Raw genomic sequence first — 17544 nt, 5'->3', positions numbered from 1 at the left:
GGCTTTTCCCTTCGGTCTTGCGTTTCCGACTCTATCAGATCTTTCCGATCCGATTTCCTCGGTGCTTTCCGGCTTCTTCGGTTTCCCGTTTCGGCCTTCCTGCGTTTCCGACTCTATCAGATCCTTTCGGGCCTGATTCCCAGTCAGCGGGAGTTGTCTTCGCGGCTGTTGGGCCGTTCCGACGAGTGAGACTTTAGCGGATTCCCTGCCCCCGACGCTAATCGGGCGGCTCGCGCTCAAACCTTCGAACGCGGATTCCTCATTTCGCAAAAGTGCACGGAAAGCATGACGACACGACGCGACGAAGCATCGTTTTGATCTTCTCGTGGTTCTTGCGGAATGGCTGTCCGGGGCCGACCGGGGTCGGTGCTCACGTCGGACAACTCGGAGAACACTACGGACCGGGTAATCCCGTGTCAACCCCGGTCCTGCGGCCTCGGCCTCCTCGTATGACGGCGGGCGGCGGGGCCGTCAGCCGTTGCCGGAGGCCAGCTCGCGGCTGCGGTCGCGGGCGGCCTCGAGGGCGGCGATGAGCGCGGCCCGTACCCCGTGGTTCTCCAGCTCGCGGATGGCGCTGATGGTGGTGCCGGCGGGAGAGGTGACCGCCTCGCGGAGCTTGACCGGGTGTTCGCCGCTGTCGCGGAGCATCACGGCGGCGCCGATGGCGGCCTGGACGATCAGGTCGTGGGCCTGGGCGCGGGGCAGGCCGAGCAGGATGCCGGCGTCGGTCATGGCCTCGACGAGGAAGTAGAAGTAGGCCGGGCCCGAGCCGGAGAGGGCGGTGGCGGCGTCCTGCTGGGACTCGGGGACGCGGAGCGTCTTGCCGACGCCGCCGAAGATCTCCTCGGCGTGGACGAGGTGCTCGGCGGTGGCGTGGCTGCCGCCGGAGATGACGGACATGCCCTCGTCGACGAGGACGGGGGTGTTGGGCATGACGCGGACGACGGCGGTGCCGGCGGTGAGCCGGTCCTCGATGAAGGAGGTGGGGATGCCGGCCGCGGCGCTGATGACCAGGCGGTCGGAGGCGACGTGGGGGGCGAGCTCGTCGAGGAGGCGGCCCATGTCCTGCGGCTTCACGGCCAGGATGAGGGTGTCGGCGCGCTTGGCGGCCTCGGCGTTGGTGACGGGCTCGACGCCGTAGCGGGCGCGCAGTTCTTCCGCGCGCTCCGTGCGGCGGGCGGTGACCAGGAGGTTCGCGGGGCGCCAGCCGGCCCGGATCATGCCGCTGAGGAGCGCTTCACCGATCTTGCCGGTGCCGAGGACTGCGACGGTCTGCGTCATGGCTCTGTTCACCTCGCCGTGGATGCGTATGTGTCGCCATCCTCGCACCGTGCGCCGTCGCCCGGGGTCGGTGTCCGAGGGGCGGTCACGCCGTCCGGCGGCGGAGGGTGGCCGCGCCGAGGGCGAGGACCAGCAGGGCGCAGCCGGAGACGACGAGGGCGTCGCGGATGAAGGCGGCGGTGACGTCGGTGTGCCGCAGGACCTCGTTCATGCCGTCGACGGCGTACGACATGGGCATGGCGTCGGAGATCGCTTCGAGGACGGGGTGCATCCGGTCGCGTGCGATGAACAGGCCGCAGAGCAGCAGCTGGGGGAAGATCACGGCCGGCATGAACTGGACGGCCTGGAACTCCGAGGCGGCGAAGGCCGAGACGAAGAGGCCGAGCGCGGTGCCGAGGAGTGCGTCCAGGAGGGCGACGAGGAGGAGGAGCCAGGGCGAGCCGACGACGTCGAGGCCGAGGACGCCGACGGCGAGGCCGGTCGCGAGGGCGGACTGGAGGATGGCGAGGAGGCCGAAGGCGAGGGCGTAGCCGGCGATGAGGTCGCCCTTGGCGAGGGGCAGGGCGAGCAGGCGTTCCAGGGTGCCGGAGGTGCGCTCGCGCAGCGTGGCGATCGAGGTCACGAGGAACATCGTGATGAGCGGGAAGATGCCGAGCAGCGAGGCTCCGATGGTGTCGAAGGTCCGGGGGCTGCCGTCGAAGACGTACCTGAGCAGGAGGAGCATCAGGCACGGGACGAGGAGCATCAGGGCGATCGAGCGCGGGTCGTGGCGCAGTTGGCGCAGGACGCGGGCGGCGGTGGCGAGGGTGCGGGCGCTGTTCACCGGTGGGCCTCCTCGGGGTGTACGGCCGCGAGGGCGTCGGCGGCGTCGACGAGATGGAGGAACGCCTCCTCGACGGTGGCGGTGTCGTTGCGGCGGCGCAGGGCTTCGGGGGTGTCCTCGGCGAGGATCTCGCCCTCGCGCATGAGGAGCAGCCGGTGGCAGCGCTCGGCCTCGTCCATCACGTGGGAGGAGACGAGGATCGTGGTGCCGCGGTCTTCGGTGATGCGGTGGAAGAGACTCCACAGGTCGCGGCGGAGGACGGGGTCGAGGCCGACGGTGGGTTCGTCGAGGACGAGGACCTCCGGGGTGCCGAGGAGGGCGACGGCGAGGGAGACGCGGCTGCGCTGGCCGCCGGAGAGCCGGCCGGCGAGGGAGTCGGCGTGCGAGGCGAGGTCGACGTCGTCGACGGCTCGGGCGACGGCGGCGCGGCGGTCTTCGCGGTGGGCGCGGCCGGGGATGAGGACGGCGGCGAAGTAGTCGAGGTTCTGGCGGACGGTGAGGTCGTCGTAGACGGAGGGCGCCTGGGTGACGTAACCGATCCGGGAGCGCAGGGCGGGGTCGCCCGCGGGGTGGCCGAGGACCTGGAGGGTGCCGGTGACGTGGGCCTGGGTGCCGACGACCGCGCGCATGAGGGTGGACTTGCCGCAGCCCGAGGGTCCGAGGAGGCCGGTGATCCTGCCCGCCGGGACGGTGAAGTCGAGGCCGCGCAGGACGGTGCGGTCGCCTCGTACGGCGGTGAGGCCGTGCGCGACGATGGCCGGCCGCGCCGCGGCATCGTCGGTGTAATTCATCATGTGATGAATAATGCGCGTGGGGGTGCGGAGCGTCAAGACTCGGGGAGGGGAAGGCGCCCGCGCAGCCGCTCGCGGTGCGGTACGCGAGCGGGGGGGTACGCGAGCGGGGCGGGCGGGCCTACCCGGGGCGGTGGGGCTACTTGCGCTTGGGCTTGGGCTTCTTGCGGGCCGCGGGGTTGCCGGCGCGGGCGCCGCGGCGCTTCTCGTACTGGCCGCGGGCCGTCTCGTACTCCGCGCGGCGCAGCTTTTCGCCCGGGGCCTCGGTGAGACAGCGGACGGCGTAGGCGAGGAGAGAGCCGATGAAGCCGATCATCTTGAGGCTGCGCAGCGCGTCCTCGCGGGCCGGGTCGACGGGGCGGCGGACGAAACCCTCCCACGTCTTGCGGAAGGCGATGGCGCTGCAGACCGCGAACATCACGACGACGAGCAGGTTCAGGAAGCCGCCGACGGCCGCGATCTCCAGCCCCTCGTAGGCGAACCGCAGCACGAAACAGCCGGCCGCGGCCGCGAGGAGCGCGCCGGCGGCGAGGCCGGCGCGGCGCGGGCCGTAGCCACCGCTGTGGTCGACCCAGGTCGTCCCGAAGAAGCGGATCTCCTCGGGCCGCGGGCCGGCGGGGGTGCCGCCGGCCGCGTCCTTGGCGGTGCTGTCGGGCCGGGCGGTCTGGTCTTCGTCGCTCACGGGGTCGATTATCCCCGGGGCGAGAGAAGGGTCAGCCGCAGCGGCGGGCTACGTAGCCGTCGCGACCGGTGTTCACGTAGGCGTCGGAGACGTACTCACCGCTGGCGATGTTGTCCCAGATGTTGGTGGTGCCGTACGGGCCCGTGACCCACTCACCGGGCTTCTGGCAGTAGATCGGCACGCTCACACCGATGCTCAGGACCCGCACGATCGGGTACTGCGTCCCCGGTCCGGAGCGCACGTTGACGCGGTAGCCGGGCGCGATCGGGTAGCGCGCCACGCTCATCGTGGCGACCCCGTCCAGCTCCGCGACCGCGGTCGCGTCGTTCGATACCTCAACGCCCATGGCGTCCCTCCCCCGTTGGCGCGAAGCGCTCCGCCGCGCTTCACTCTCCGCGACGCGCAGGCTAGCAAGCCCCACCGACTTCGCGGGTGCCATGGACTAGGCTCCGTGCGTCGCGCACGCGCGCGGCCTCAACGGGGAACCACACGGGGGTTGGCTATGCCGCCGTTGCGCAGTACCGGCGCCGACCGGGATGCGGAAGAACCTGAGTACGCGGGCGACTACCGCCTCCAGGCCTGTCTCGGCGCGGGCGGCATGGGTGTGGTGCACCTGGCCACCTCCGCCTCGGGGCTGCGGCTCGCGGTCAAGGTGGTGCACGGACAGTACGCGGCGGACCCCGAGTTCAGGGCGCGTTTCCGCCAGGAGGTGGCCGCCGCGCGGCGCGTCAGCGGCGCGTTCACCGCGCCCGTCGTGGACGCGGACCCCGATGCCGTGCGTCCCTGGATGGCGACCCTCTACGTCCCCGGCCCCACCCTCGCCGACCAGGTGAAGCGGAACGGCCCGCTGTCCCCCGCCGAACTGCGTCGGCTGACGGCCGGGCTCGCGGAGGCGCTGCGCGACATCCACCGGGCCGGCGTCGTCCACCGCGACCTCAAGCCGAGCAACGTCCTGCTCACCGACACGGGACCGAAGGTCATCGACTTCGGCATCTCCCGGCCGGTGGACAGCGATCTGCGCACGGAGACGGGGAAGCTGATCGGGTCGCCGCCGTTCATGGCGCCCGAGCAGTTCCAGCGGCCCCGCGAGGTCGGGCCGGCCGCGGACGTCTTCGCGCTCGGCTCCGTGCTCGTCCACGCCGCGACCGGACACGGGCCCTTCGACTCCGACAGTCCGTACATCGTCGCGTACCAGGTGGTGCACGACGAGCCGGACCTCACGGGGGTTCCGGAGGACCTGGCGCCGCTCGTCGCCCGCTGCCTCGCCAAGGAACCGGCGGAGCGCCCGACTCCGGCCGAGATCATGGCGGCGCTGCTGCCGCCCTCGTACGAAGCGGCGGCCTTCATACCGGCCCAGCGCAGGCCCCTCACCCTGCCCGCTCCCCAGGCCGGGCCGTCGGGGTCCTGGGACGCGGACACTCCGGTCCGGGCTCCCGCGCCGCGCGCCCGCCGGCGGATCCGCCGGCCGGTCGCGGCCGCCGTGCTCCTCGCCCTGGCCGGCGGCGGCGCGGTCGCCGCGAGTCTGCTGGTTCCCGATGCCCCCGCCCCGGCGAGGCCGCACCACGCGGGTGCGGCGCGACCGTTCCCCGGATGGCAGACCGTGCTGCCGCACGACGGTGATGTCACCGCCCCCACCTGTGGTTTTGCCACCAATGCGCTCTTCTGCTCCGGGCGGGGGGTCGGCGTCGCGCGTATCGACGCCGCGACCGGCCGGGTGGTCTGGTCGCAGGCGTCCGGGCCCGAGGAGGAGATCCCGCCCGCGCCCTGGGCCCTGCCCGGCGGTCTGGTCGGCGTCGCCGGGGCGGGCGGCGGCCTTCGTACGTACGCGGCGGATCGGGGGACGCCGGGCTGGCACACGGACACGGCGGCTCAGGTCGGGCGGGGCCATCCCGCGGGGGACGCCCTGGTCTTCGCGGGCGGCGCCGGCACGCTCACGGTCGTCGACGGCGCCACCGGCGAGCAGCTCTGGCGGCATGCGCTGCGCGGCCACACCAGCCCGCGGGTGGGGCCGTACGACCCGACGTCCCGGCTGCTGACCGTGTTCGAGAGCACGACGGACGGCAAGCGGACCCGTGTGAGCGCGGTGCGGCCGCGCACCGGCGAGGTGGCCTGGCAGAAGCGCCTCGACGGAGAGCTCGTCCCGGTCGCCGTGACCGACGGCGGAGCGCTGCTCCTGGCCGCCACCGACCGGGACTCGCGCACCGTGGCCGTCGTCCTCCACGAGCCCGCGAGCGGGGCGGTACGGCGCCTCCCCCTGCCGTACCCCTCGGACAATCCCAAGATCACCGTGCGCGGGAGCACCGCCTACCTCCTCGATGCCACCGGCCGGCTCACCGCCCTCGACACCGCCGCCCCCCGCGGCCGCGTCCTGTGGGAGCTGGAGACCGCCGCCGGGAACGTGTCCGCGCCCGTCCTCGGGGAGGGAGACCGGCTCTATCTCTCCGCCTCCGACGGGCGGCTGCTCGCCGTCGACACCGCGCGCGGCGCGCTGATCGGGCAGACGAAGCCGCGGCTCGGGGACGGCCGGCTCGGATACGCGCCCACCGTGCCCGCGCCCGTCGTCGCCGGGGACCGGGTGTTCGGGACCGCGCCCGACGGGTCCGTGTTCGCCGTTGACGGGCGGGACCCGTCCGCCTGGTGAGAGGCCGCCGCCTCACCGTGACAGCGCGGGGAGTGAGCGTCGCCGCCCACTCCCCGCGTCATCGGAGCCTCGAGACCCGACGGGCTCAGCCCAGCTTGGTCACGTCACGGACCGCGCCCTTGTCGGCGCTCGTCGCCATCGCCGCGTACGCCCGCAGCGCCGCCGACACCTTGCGCTGACGGTTCTTCGGGGCGTAGACGCCGCCCAGCGCCTCGCGGCGGGTCTCCAGGACCTCGTCGGAGACCAGCAGCTCGATCGAACGGCTCGGGATGTCGATACGGATGCGGTCACCGTCCTCGACGAGCGCGATCGTGCCGCCCGAGGCCGCCTCCGGCGAGGCGTGGCCGATCGACAGACCCGACGTACCGCCCGAGAAGCGGCCGTCCGTCACCAGCGCGCAGGTCTTGCCCAGGCCACGGCCCTTGAGGAACGAGGTCGGGTAGAGCATCTCCTGCATGCCGGGGCCGCCGCGGGGGCCCTCGTAGCGGATGACGACCACGTCGCCGTCCTTGACCTGCTTGTTGAGGATCTTCTCGACGGCCTCGTCCTGCGACTCGCAGACGACCGCCGGGCCCTCGAAGGTCCAGATCGACTCGTCGACGCCGGCCGTCTTCACGACACAGCCGTCCACGGCCAGGTTGCCGCGCAGGACCGCGAGGCCGCCGTCCTCGGAGTACGCGTGGGCCGCGTCGCGGATGCAGCCGCCGGCCGCGTCCGTGTCGAGGGAGTCCCAGCGCTCGGACTGGGAGAACGCGGTCGCGGAGCGGACGCAGCCGGGCGCCGCGTGCCACAGCTCGACGGCCTCCTCCGAGGGAGATCCGCCACGCACGTCCCAGGTCTCCAGCCACTCCTTGATGGAGCGGGAGTGGACGGTGTGGACGTCCTCGTTCAGCAGCCCGGCACGGTACAGCTCGCCCAGGATGGCGGGGATGCCGCCGGCCCGGTGCACGTCCTCCATGTAGTACGTGCCGCCGGGCGCCACGTTCGGAGCGACCTTGGCCAGGCACGGCACCCGGCGCGAGACCGCGTCCATGTCGGACAGGCCGTACTCCAGCTCGGCCTCCTGCGCGGCGGCGAGCAGGTGCAGGATCGTGTTGGTGGAGCCGCCCATGGCGATGTCGAGGGCCATGGCGTTGTCGAAGGCGGCGCGGGTGGCGATGGAGCGCGGCAGGACGGACGCGTCGTCCTCGTCGTAGTAGCGCCGGGTGATGTCGACGACCGTGCGGGCGGCGTTCTCGTACAGCGCCTTGCGGGCGGTGTGCGTGGCGAGGACCGAGCCGTTGCCGGGCAGGGAGAGGCCGATCGCCTCGGTCAGGCAGTTCATCGAGTTGGCGGTGAACATGCCGGAACAGGATCCGCAGGTCGGACAGGCGTTCTCCTCGATCCGGAGCATGTCCGCGTCGGAGATCTTGTCGTTGACGGCCTCCGACATCGCGTCGACCAGGTCGAGCGTGCGGACCGTGCCGTCCACCAGCGTGGCCTTGCCGGACTCCATCGGGCCGCCGGAGACGAAGACCGTCGGGATGTTGAGGCGCAGGGCGGCCATCAGCATGCCGGGGGTGATCTTGTCGCAGTTGGAGATGCAGATCAGGGCGTCGGCGCAGTGGGCCTCGACCATGTACTCCACGCTGTCCGCGATCAGGTCGCGGGAGGGCAGGGAGTACAGCATGCCGCCGTGGCCCATCGCGATGCCGTCGTCGACGGCGATCGTGTTGAACTCGCGCGGGATGGCTCCGGCGGCCGTGATGGCCTCGGAGACGATCCGGCCGACCGGCTGCAGGTGGGTGTGGCCGGGGACGAACTCCGTGAAGGAGTTGGCGACCGCGATGATCGGCTTCCGGCCGATGTCCGCGCCCGGTACACCGGAGGCGCGCATAAGGGCGCGTGCGCCCGCCATGTTGCGACCGTGGGTGACAGTGCGGGACCTCAGCTCGGGCATCGTCGCTCGCTCCTCGTGATGGGTGTGCTTGCTCTCGAGCGTACGCCGACGGACCAAGATCTGGACAGCGTGTCCGTATGCCGGACCGGGTGTTCAGCTGTCGGTCATGCCTCGGTGAGATACCGCTGGAGCGTCGGCGCCACCATCGCCACGATCCGCTCCGGATCGGCGGTGGCGAGCGGTTCGACCTGGACGACGTACCGCAGGATCGCGATCCCGATCATGTGCGAGGCGGCGAGCTCCGCGCGGAACTTCGGGTCCGGTACGTCGAGGTCGGCCGCGATCCGCTCCAGGAGCCGCCGCAGCACGAAGCCGCGCAGCACTTTCGCGGCGGCTTCGTGGGTGAGCGCGGAGCGGATGATCGCGAGGAGCGGGGCGCGGGTGGCGGGGTTCTCCCAGACACCGATGAAGAAGCGCGCGAGCCGTTCGCCGATGGCGTCGCGCGGCCCTTCGACGATCGCCGGGACGACGGTCGCGGGCTCGAAGGAGACCTCGATCGCGGCGGCGAAGACCTCGTCCTTCGTACCGAAGTAGTGGTGCACGAGCGCCGGGTCGACCTCGGCCGCCTTGGCGATGCCGCGCACGGACGCCTTGTCGTAGCCGCGCTCGGCGAACTGGGTGCGGGCCGCCTCCAGGATGCGTTCGCGCGCGCCCGGGCCGGTCTCCTCCTCGGTACGCGACGGGCGGCCGCGCCGGCGTGGGGCCGGTCCGGTCACGGGCGCGGGGCCCGGGACGACGGCCGGGCCGCCGAGGCCAGGTGCAGCCGGGTGAAGGCCAGGGCCTCCGCGAGGTCGGCCTCGCGTTCGGCGGCTGACATCGCCCGGCGGGTGTTGACCTCGATGACGACATGGCCGTCGAAGCCGGTGAGCGCGAGACGCTCCAGGAGCTCGGCGCACGGCTGGGTCCCGCGCCCCGGCACGAGGTGCTCGTCCTTGGCCGAACCCCTGCCGTCGGCGAGGTGGACGTGGCCGAGACGGTCGCCCATGCGGTCGATCATGGCGAGGGCGTCCGTGCGGGCGGTCGCGGTGTGCGAGAGGTCGACCGTGAAGTGACGGTAGTCGTCCTTGGTGACGTCCCACTCGGGGGCGTACGCGAGCATCTCGCGGTCCTTGTACCGCCAGGGGTACATGTTCTCGACGGCGAACCGCACGTCCGTCTCGTCGGCCATCCGCCAGATGCCGCCGACGAAGTCACGGGCGTACTGGCGCTGCCAGCGGAACGGCGGGTGCACGACCACCGTGGAGGCGCCCAGCTTCTCGGCGGCCGCCCGGGCCCGCTGGAGCTTGACCCAGGGGTCGGTGGACCAGACGCGCTGGGTGATGAGCAGACAGGGCGCGTGGACGGCGAGGACCGGTACCTGGTGGTAGTCCGAGAGGCGGCGCAGGGCCTCGATGTCCTGGCTGACCGGATCGGTCCACACCATGACCTCGACGCCGTCGTAGCCGAGGCGCGCGGCGATCTCGAAGGCCGTCGCCGTCGACTCCGGATAGACCGAGGCCGTCGACAGGGCGACCTTCGCATCCGGGACGCGCACCACTGGTTCTGCCACGAAGGACAGGGTACGGGGCGGGGCGGGGCCCGGGGGAGGTGGTTCCGGTCACGCCGGGCCGTGGGCACGCGCGCGGAGGGGCGTACCCGCGGGCACGCGCGCCGGGGAGCCGGGGGAGCCGTTCCGCCAAGGCGGCGCGCGTCAGGCCACGCCTTCCGGCACGGGCGTGAGGGCCGTACCTTCCGGCACGGGCGTGAGGGCCGTACCTTCCGGCACGCGCGCGGAGCGCCGTCCCGGCGGGCACGCGCGCGTGGGGGCCGTCCCGGCGGGCACGCGCGCGTGGGGGCCGTCCCGGCGGGCACGCGCGCGTGCGGGCCTTCGGTGGCACGCGCATGTGCCTTCGGGCGGCCGGCGCCGCTCGCCCCGCCCCTCGTCGCCGTTCCTCAGAGTTCCGGCAGGTGGTCCAGGCGGCGCAGGATCACGCCCTCGCGCAGCGCCCAGGGGCAGATCTCCAGTTCGTCGATGCCGAAGAGGTCCATCGCCCCCTCGGCCACCAGCGCCCCCGCGAGCAGCTGGGCGGCGCGGCCCTCCGAGACGCCGGGGAGGCCGGCGCGCTGGCCGGCCGTCATGGCGGCGAGCTTGGGGACCCACTCCTCCAGGGACGTGCGGCTCAGGTCGCGCTGGACGTAGAGGCCCTCCCCGGAGCCGGGCGCCCCGGCGATCCGGGCGAGCTGCTTGAAGGTCTTGGACGTGGCCACGACGTGGTCGGGCTTGCCGAAGCGGCTGAACTCTCCGACCGTGCGGGCGATCTGGGCGCGCACGTGGCGGCGCAGCGCCCGAACGTCCGCCGGGTCGGGCGGGTCCCCGGGCAGCCAGCCGGAGGTCAGCCGGCCCGCGCCCAGCGGCAGCGAGACCGCCGTGTCCGGCTCCTCGTCGATGCCGTACGCGATCTCCAGGGAGCCGCCGCCGATGTCGAGGAGGAAGAGCTTGCCCGCGGACCAGCCGAACCAGCGGCGGGCCGCGAGGAAGGTGAGCCGGGCCTCCTCCTCGCCGGTGAGGACCTGCAGGTCGACGCCGGTCTCCCGCTTCACCCGCTCCAGGACGACGTCGGCGTTCGTCGCCTCGCGTACCGCCGAGGTCGCGAACGGCAGCAGCTCTTCGCAGCCCTTGTCCTCGGCGGCCTGCAGAGCCCCCTGGACGGTCGCGATGAGCCGCTCCACGCCGTCGGGAGCGATGGCACCCTCCTCGTCGAGGAGCTCCGCCAGCCGCAGCTCCGCCTTGTGGGAGTGGGCGGGCAGCGGGCGGGCGCCGGGGTGGGCGTCCACCACCAGCAGATGCACTGTGTTCGAACCGACGTCGAGGACTCCGAGTCTCATGGGCGGAACGCTACTGCTCCCACCCGCATACGCTGGGAGTGTGCCAAAGACGAAAAAGGCGAAGCCGGGCAAAGACAGCGCTGCCAAGGCTCACAAGACCTCCAAGACGCTGGGCCTGGCCTCCGGTGCGGGCGAACCGGACGAGAAGGGCCTGGACTTCCCCCGTGCGTGGGTCGAGTTCCCCGACCCGGCCGACGACGAGCAGGTCTTCCGCTGCGACCTGACCTGGCTCACCTCGCGCTGGACGTGCGTCTTCGGCAGCGGCTGCCAGGGCATCCAGGCGGGCCGCGCCGACGACGGCTGCTGCACGCTGGGCGCCCACTTCTCCGACGAGGACGACGAGAAGCGGGTCGCCTCCCATGTGGCACGGCTCACTCCGGAGCTGTGGCAGTTCCACGACGTCGGCACGGAGTCGGGCTGGGTCCAGCTCGACGAGGACGGCGACCGGCAGACCCGCCGCTGGGAGGGGTCCTGCATCTTCCAGAACCGTCCCGGGTTCGCGGGCGGCGCGGGCTGCTCGCTGCACATCCTGGCCCTCAGGGAGGGCAAGGAGCCGCTGGAGACCAAGCCGGACGTCTGCTGGCAGCTGCCGGTGCGGCGTACGTACGACTGGATCGAGCGGCCCGACGACACCAAGGTCCTCCAGGTGTCGATCGGTGAGTACGACCGGCGGGGCTGGGGCCCCGGCGGCCACGACCTGCACTGGTGGTGCACGTCCGCGACCTCGGCGCACGGGGCGGGAGAGCCGGTGTACGTGACGTACCGGCCGGAGCTGACCGAGCTGATGGGCAAGGCGGCGTACGACGTGCTGGTGGAGCTGTGCGAGGCCCGGCTGGCCTCGCAGCTGCCGCTGGTGGCTCCGCACCCGGCGGACCCGGCCCCACGGTAGACGGCAGCGGGGCTGCCGCGGTCTACGACGCCGACGGGGAGTCCGGTCCGCTCGGCGTCCCCGGGTCCGTGGACGGTGAGGGCTCGCCCGTGGGCGCGGGGTCCGTCGTCGGCGGAGGGGTGGTCGGCTCCGTGGTCGGGGGCGGTTCCTCGGTCGTGGGCGGGGGCGTCGTCGGCTCCGTGGTCGGCGGAGGGCTCGTCGGGCCGCCGGTCGTCGGAGGAGGCTCCTCGGAGGTGGGAGGCGGCGGGGTGCTCGCGCCACGGCCGTCGATCCGCACCACCGCGCCCGAGGGGTTCACCCCGACCCGTCCGGACCAGGAGCCGACGGGCTCGCGCGCGTGGTCGACGCTGATCCTGACCGTCACCGACTCGCCCGGCCGCAGGGTGCCGGACGCCTGGCTCACGTACAGCCAGGGAGCGTCCGTCCACAGTGCCCAGTCGACCGGCGAGCCGCCGGACGCCGTGAGGGTGAGCAGTGTCGTGTTCCCGTCGCCCCGCGCGGTGACCGTGATCCGTCCCGGGCCGGGCTGTCCGGGCAGGGTGGGCCCGGCCGGCCCGCCGGGGCTGACCACCTCGACCGAGACGTCCGGGGAGCGGCTGCCCTGGGTGAAGCGCGAGTCGGGGGTGGTGTGGGCGTTGCCCGCGTTCTCGTAGCGGTCGTACGGGGTGCCGTCGAGGCTCGTCGGGTCGTCCGCCTCGTGCGCGGTGACCGGGGCGCCCGCGCGGGCTTCGTCGCCCGACGGGCCGCCGCGGTACGAGGCCCACAGGGCGAGCACCGGGGCCGCGACGACGGCGGCCACGACGGTGGTCGTCACGGCGCGGGCCCGCATCCGGTCGCGGCGGGCCGCGTGGTCCTTGGGGTCCATCGGGAAACCGGTGGGCCCGAAGCGGGGGGCCCCGGCACGCGCGCGGGGGACGTGCAGCATCGCCATGTACGCGGCCGCCCGGGGTGCCTCGACCAGTGGGAGCCTGGCCGGGGAGGCGGCCGTCGCGCCGGGCCACGGGCCGCCCGCGCCCGCCCGCTCGGCGGCCCGGCGGCAGCGGGGGCAGTCGTCGACATGGCGGACGAGTTCGGCGCGCAGGGTCGCGGAGAGCAGCACCTGGTGGTCGCCGGTGAGCCGGGCGACGGTGGGGCAGTTCCCGGTCTCGACGACCGCGAGCGCGGCCCGGGTCCGCTCGACCTCGCAGGCGGCCGAGGAGAGCAGCTCCCGGGCGGCGAGGGGGTCGAGGGAGAGCACGGCGGCGACTCCGTGGTGGCCGAGGCCGTGCCGGACGGCGAGCTCCAGGGCCTCCCGCTGCTCGGGGGTGGTGCCGGCCGCCTCGGGCCAGGCGAGCCGGGCCAGTTCCGCGCGCCGGCGCTCGGCGACCTCCTCGGAGACCCGCGGCGGCTCGGGCTCGGCGGCGGCGGGGCGGCCGGTGTGCGCGCCCTGGCGCTTGCGGCGCTGCTCGCCGAGGCTGCGCAGACAGGCCCAGCGGGCCAGCGCGTAGAGCCAGGCCGTGCGCCCGTCCGCGTCGGACGGACAGCGGCCGTGGTGGCGTTCGGCGACGGCGAGGACGTCGCCGAGGACGGCGGTCGCGGCGTCGTGGTCGCACAGCACGGAGAGGCAGTAGGTGAACAGGCCGTCGAGGTGGGCCTCGTAGCGGGCGGGCGGATGCTGGCCGACGGTGCGGTCGGCGGTACGGGGGCCGTCGGCCACCCGTCGGTGCGCCCGGTGTGCGCCGGTGGTGTTCGTGGAGGATTCCAGCCTGCTGCTCGTCACTGGGCGACCCTAGGCAGGACTGGCCGAACTCTTCGTACCGGTTGAACACTTTTAATCCTTACGGGTGAAGGTATCCCTCAAAAGGGGACAGGAGGGCGGCATTCCACCGACGGCGGCCACTCCCCGGGGGCGGCGGTCCCCCGGCTCCGCATCCGTTGTCGGTGCCGCCCGCTACGGTTCGGTGCATGGCTGCCCGTACGAAATCCGCCAAGGACAGGCCGTCCTACCGCTGCACCGAATGCGGCTGGACGACCGCCAAATGGCTCGGCCGTTGCCCCGAGTGCCAGGCCTGGGGGACGGTCGAGGAGTACGGCGCGCCCGCCGTCCGCACGACGGCCGCCGGCCGGGTCTCCACCGCCGCGCTGCCCATCGGCCAGGTCGACGGCCGGACGGCCACCGCGCGCTCCACCGGAGTCGACGAGCTGGACCGGGTCCTGGGCGGGGGTCTGGTGCCCGGAGCCGTCGTGCTGCTCGCCGGTGAACCCGGTGTCGGCAAGTCGACGCTGCTGCTGGATGTCGCCGCGAAGGCGGCCAGCGACGAGCACCGCACGCTGTACGTCACGGGCGAGGAGTCCGCGAGCCAGGTCCGGCTGCGGGCCGACCGCATCAACGCGCTGAGCGACCATCTGTACCTGGCGGCCGAGACCGACCTGTCCGCCGTCCTCGGCCATCTCGACGCCGTCAAGCCCTCGCTGCTGATCATGGACTCGGTGCAGACGGTCGCCTCCCCGGAGATCGACGGCGCGCCGGGCGGCATGGCCCAGGTGCGCGAGGTCGCCGGCGCGCTGATCCGCGCCTCCAAGGAGCGGGGCATGGCGACGCTCCTGGTCGGCCATGTCACCAAGGACGGGGCCATCGCCGGCCCTCGTCTCCTGGAGCACCTGGTCGACGTCGTCCTGAGCTTCGAGGGTGACCGGCACGCGCGCCTGCGGCTGGTGCGCGGGGTCAAGAACCGGTACGGGGCGACGGACGAGGTCGGCTGCTTCGAGCTGCACGACGAGGGGATCACGGGCCTGGCGGACCCGTCCGGGCTGTTCCTGACGCGGCGCGACACCGCCGTGCCGGGCACCTGCCTGACGGTCACGCTGGAGGGACGCCGGCCGCTGGTGGCCGAGGTCCAGGCGCTGACCGTCGATTCCCAGATCCCCTCCCCGCGCCGGACCACGTCCGGTCTGGAGACCTCCCGGGTCTCGATGATGCTGGCCGTCCTGGAGCAGCGCGGCCGGATCACCGCGCTCGGCAAGCGGGACATCTACTCGGCGACGGTGGGCGGTGTGAAGCTCTCCGAGCCGGCCGCCGACCTGGCCATCGCGCTCGCGCTGGCCTCCGCCGCCAGTGACACCCCGCTGCCGAAGAACCTGGTCGCCATCGGTGAGGTGGGGCTCGCGGGCGAGGTCCGCCGGGTCACGGGCGTGCAGCGTCGGCTGGCCGAGGCGCACCGGCTCGGGTTCACCCACGCCCTGGTTCCGACGGACCCGGGGAAGGTGCCGGCGGGCATGAAGGTGACGGAGGTGGCGGACATGGGCGACGCGCTCAGGGTGCTGCCGAGGGGCCGCCGGCCGGCCGCTCCCAAGGGGGAGGACGGGTAGCGGACGGGGCGAGCACGGGGTGTGCTCCGGCGCGCGGCGGAGGGGCGCGGGGCGGTGTCGCTAGACTTTGCCCTGGTCTCGCCCATCCGTACGAGCCGGAGGAGTGCAGTGGCAGCCAAGGACGGGAACGAAGCGCTGATGCGCGCGGCCCTCAGCGCGGTCGCTCCCGGCACCGCACTGCGCGACGGTCTCGAGCGCGTGCTGCGGGGCAATACCGGTGGTCTCATCGTGCTCGGCATGGACAAGACGGTGGATTCGATGTGCACCGGCGGCTTCGTGCTGGACGTGGAGTTCACCGCGACACGGCTGCGGGAGCTGTGCAAGCTCGACGGCGGGCTCGTCCTCGACAAGGACATCTCCAAGATCCACCGGGCCGGTGTCCAGCTGGTGCCGGACGCCTCCATCCACACCGAGGAGACCGGTACCCGCCACCGCACCGCGGACCGGGTCTCCAAGCAGTGCAACTTCCCCGTGGTCTCCGTCTCGCAGTCGATGCGGCTCATCGCCATCTACGTGAACGGCGAGCGCCGTGTCCTGGAGGAGTCGGCCGCGATCCTCTCCCGGGCCAACCAGGCGCTGGCCACCCTGGAGCGGTACAAGCTCCGTCTCGACGAGGTCGCCGGCACGCTCTCCGCGCTGGAGATCGAGGACCTGGTGACCGTCCGGGACGTGACGGCGGTGGCCCAGCGCCTGGAGATGGTCCGCCGGATCGCCACCGAGATCGCCGAGTACGTCGTCGAGCTCGGTACCGACGGCCGGCTGCTCTCCCTCCAGCTCGACGAGCTGATCGCGGGCGTGGAGCCGGAGCGCGAGCTCGTCGTCCGCGACTACGTGCCCGAGCCCACGGCGAAGCGCTCCCGTACGGTCACCGAGGCGCTCACCGAGCTGAACGCGCTCACCCACGCGGAGCTGCTCGAACTGCCGATCGTCGCCCGCGCCCTGGGCTACAGCGGCTCCCCCGAGACCCTCGACTCCGCCGTGTCCCCGCGCGGCTACCGGCTCCTCGCCAAGGTTCCGCGGCTGCCCGGCGCGATCATCGAGCGGCTCGTGGAGCACTTCGGCGGGTTGCAGAAGCTGCTCGCGGCCAGTGTGGACGACCTGCAGACCGTCGACGGCGTCGGCGAGGCCCGGGCGCGCAGCGTCCGTGAGGGCCTGTCCCGCCTCGCGGAGTCCTCGATCCTGGAGCGGTACGTCTGACCGAATCCGTCAGGTCCGTCCGCGAGCGGTACGTCTGACCGGGTCCGTCCGCGCGCATGCGGGAAGGGGCCGTACGGAGTCTCCCGTACGGCCCCTTCCGCGTGCTCGTGCCGTCAGTCCTTGGCCAGCGTGAACGAGGCGGGCAGGACCTTCACGCCCGGCATCGCCGCCTCCACCAGGTACGTGCCCGGTGCCACCGGTCCCGCCGGGGCGGTGGCGCACTGCGGGGCGCTGCGGCCGCGGTCCCACTCCACGGTGTGCGTGATCGCGGAACGGGCGGGAATCCGGAAGAGGGCGGCGCCGGCCGGACGCGGGCAGTCCTGGGACGACCAGACCTCGTCGTCCTTGTTGTCACTGATCGTCAGGATGGCGTTCTTCGGGCCGAGGTCGGCCTTGCAGTCGACGGCCGAGGTGTTCTTGGCGACGAGGTGGAAGCGGGGCTTCTCGCCCGGCGCGTACGAGACCTTCGCGCTGCGAAGCGTCAACTGCAGTGCGGCGGGGGCGCAGTTGGGCAGCGGAGAACCGGCCGGGACCTGCTGGCCGGCGCTGGTGCCGGCACCGCCGTCGCCTCCCCCACCGTCGGTGTCGCCGTTCTTTCCGCCGTTCTCGGTGCCGGTGTCCGTACCGCCCGTACCGGTGTCGCCCGCGTCGCCGCCCTCGCCACCGGAGTTCTCGCCGGAGTCGCCCGACTCGTCGCGTCCGCCCGGCTGTTCACTGATCGCGGGGCCGGAGCCGGACGGACCGGGAGTGATCGAGGGCGCGGGGGAAGAGCCGTTGGCCGCGTCGTTGGCCTTCTTCCCGCCGCCGCCACCGGAGGCGACGGCCCAGAGCGCGAGCGCCGCGAGAAGGGCGATCAGGCACAGCGCGACCGCCCTCCGTCGCCAGTAGATGGAGGAGGGAAGCGGCCCGACCGGATTGCGCAGTGATCCCACGGCACGAACCTTACGAGAGATCGGCGCCAACCCCCGCCCCACCCGCCGCCCCAGGCACCAAACTTTGCCGATCATCACATCCACCCCACTTTCGTAGGGGGTCGTCGTGCACCTTCGGCACGGGTGGCGGGCTCCGGCCGCCGGTTAACGTCGCCG

General features: G+C 73.1%; 15 protein-coding genes. 4 read left to right on the top strand and 11 right to left on the bottom strand.

Annotated features, from left to right (window positions below):
- Positions 1–471: 471 nt before the first annotated feature.
- The 5 genes from proC to ACZ4VW_RS14000 form a co-directional block, all read right to left on the bottom strand.
- Positions 472–1281 carry a pyrroline-5-carboxylate reductase gene (proC, locus tag ACZ4VW_RS14020; RefSeq protein ID WP_467961838.1) on the bottom strand — a complete coding sequence of 270 codons (810 nt, stop codon included), beginning with the start codon at positions 1279–1281 and terminating at the stop codon, positions 472–474.
- Between the two features lie 85 nt (positions 1282–1366).
- The gene (locus ACZ4VW_RS14015; RefSeq protein WP_467961836.1) at positions 1367–2104 is read right to left on the bottom strand and encodes an ABC transporter permease; all 738 of its coding nucleotides are present in this window, start codon (positions 2102–2104) and stop codon (positions 1367–1369) included.
- Positions 2101–2898: an ABC transporter ATP-binding protein gene (locus ACZ4VW_RS14010; RefSeq protein WP_467961835.1), complete on the bottom strand. Its 798-nt coding sequence runs from the start codon at positions 2896–2898 to the stop codon at positions 2101–2103. The genes ACZ4VW_RS14015 and ACZ4VW_RS14010 overlap by 4 nt, the downstream gene beginning before the upstream one ends.
- A 136-nt stretch (positions 2899–3034) precedes the next feature.
- A complete protein-coding gene (locus ACZ4VW_RS14005) occupies positions 3035–3577 on the bottom strand; it encodes a hypothetical protein (RefSeq protein WP_467961833.1) in 543 nt (180 codons plus the stop codon).
- A 31-nt stretch (positions 3578–3608) separates the two neighbouring features.
- A complete protein-coding gene (locus ACZ4VW_RS14000) occupies positions 3609–3923 on the bottom strand; it encodes an SH3 domain-containing protein (RefSeq protein ID WP_467961831.1) in 315 nt (104 codons plus the stop codon).
- Positions 3924–4079: 156 nt separating this feature from the next.
- Here ACZ4VW_RS14000 and ACZ4VW_RS13995 point away from each other — a divergent pair, with 156 nt between their 5' ends.
- Positions 4080–6218 (top strand): protein kinase domain-containing protein, encoded by a 2139-nt coding sequence (locus ACZ4VW_RS13995; RefSeq protein ID WP_467961829.1) that lies wholly within the window; start codon positions 4080–4082, stop codon positions 6216–6218.
- A gap of 85 nt (positions 6219–6303) precedes the next feature.
- Here ACZ4VW_RS13995 and ilvD read toward each other — a convergent pair whose 3' ends face one another.
- The 4 genes from ilvD to ACZ4VW_RS13975 form a co-directional block, all read right to left on the bottom strand.
- On the bottom strand, positions 6304–8157 hold the full coding sequence (gene ilvD / locus ACZ4VW_RS13990) for a dihydroxy-acid dehydratase (RefSeq protein ID WP_467961827.1): 1854 nt from the start codon (positions 8155–8157) through the stop codon (positions 6304–6306).
- Positions 8158–8261: 104 nt separating this feature from the next.
- Positions 8262–8873, bottom strand: coding sequence for a TetR/AcrR family transcriptional regulator (locus ACZ4VW_RS13985; protein WP_467961825.1), 612 nt, complete (start codon positions 8871–8873; stop codon positions 8262–8264).
- Positions 8870–9706, bottom strand: a complete 837-nt coding sequence (locus tag ACZ4VW_RS13980; RefSeq protein ID WP_467961823.1) for a sugar phosphate isomerase/epimerase family protein — start codon at positions 9704–9706, stop codon at positions 8870–8872. Before ACZ4VW_RS13980 ends, ACZ4VW_RS13985 begins: the two co-directional genes overlap by 4 nt.
- A gap of 383 nt (positions 9707–10089) precedes the next feature.
- Positions 10090–11022 (bottom strand): Ppx/GppA family phosphatase, encoded by a 933-nt coding sequence (locus tag ACZ4VW_RS13975; protein WP_467961822.1) that lies wholly within the window; start codon positions 11020–11022, stop codon positions 10090–10092.
- 40 nt (positions 11023–11062) lie between these two features.
- Here ACZ4VW_RS13975 and ACZ4VW_RS13970 point away from each other — a divergent pair, with 40 nt between their 5' ends.
- Positions 11063–11911 (top strand): DUF3109 family protein, encoded by an 849-nt coding sequence (locus ACZ4VW_RS13970; protein ID WP_467961820.1) that lies wholly within the window; start codon positions 11063–11065, stop codon positions 11909–11911.
- A 22-nt stretch (positions 11912–11933) separates the two neighbouring features.
- Here the strand turns inward: ACZ4VW_RS13970 and ACZ4VW_RS13965 are convergent, their stop codons facing one another.
- Positions 11934–13670 (bottom strand): BACON domain-containing protein, encoded by a 1737-nt coding sequence (locus tag ACZ4VW_RS13965; protein ID WP_467961818.1) that lies wholly within the window; start codon positions 13668–13670, stop codon positions 11934–11936.
- A gap of 185 nt (positions 13671–13855) precedes the next feature.
- Here ACZ4VW_RS13965 and radA point away from each other — a divergent pair, with 185 nt between their 5' ends.
- Complete coding sequence (gene radA, locus ACZ4VW_RS13960; protein ID WP_467961816.1) at positions 13856–15259, top strand: DNA repair protein RadA; 1404 nt, start codon at positions 13856–13858, stop codon at positions 15257–15259.
- A gap of 138 nt (positions 15260–15397) precedes the next feature.
- Positions 15398–16456 carry a DNA integrity scanning diadenylate cyclase DisA gene (gene disA, locus ACZ4VW_RS13955; protein WP_467961906.1) on the top strand — a complete coding sequence of 353 codons (1059 nt, stop codon included), beginning with the start codon at positions 15398–15400 and terminating at the stop codon, positions 16454–16456.
- A 113-nt stretch (positions 16457–16569) separates the two neighbouring features.
- Here disA and ACZ4VW_RS13950 read toward each other — a convergent pair whose 3' ends face one another.
- Positions 16570–17388: a hypothetical protein gene (locus ACZ4VW_RS13950; RefSeq protein ID WP_467961814.1), complete on the bottom strand. Its 819-nt coding sequence runs from the start codon at positions 17386–17388 to the stop codon at positions 16570–16572.
- Positions 17389–17544: the final 156 nt, after the last annotated feature.

It is taken from the genome of Streptomyces sp. NPDC029139, from assembly GCF_055564335.1.
Note: the sequence above shows the minus strand (reverse complement) of the source record. Positions and strands in the feature narration are given on the sequence as shown.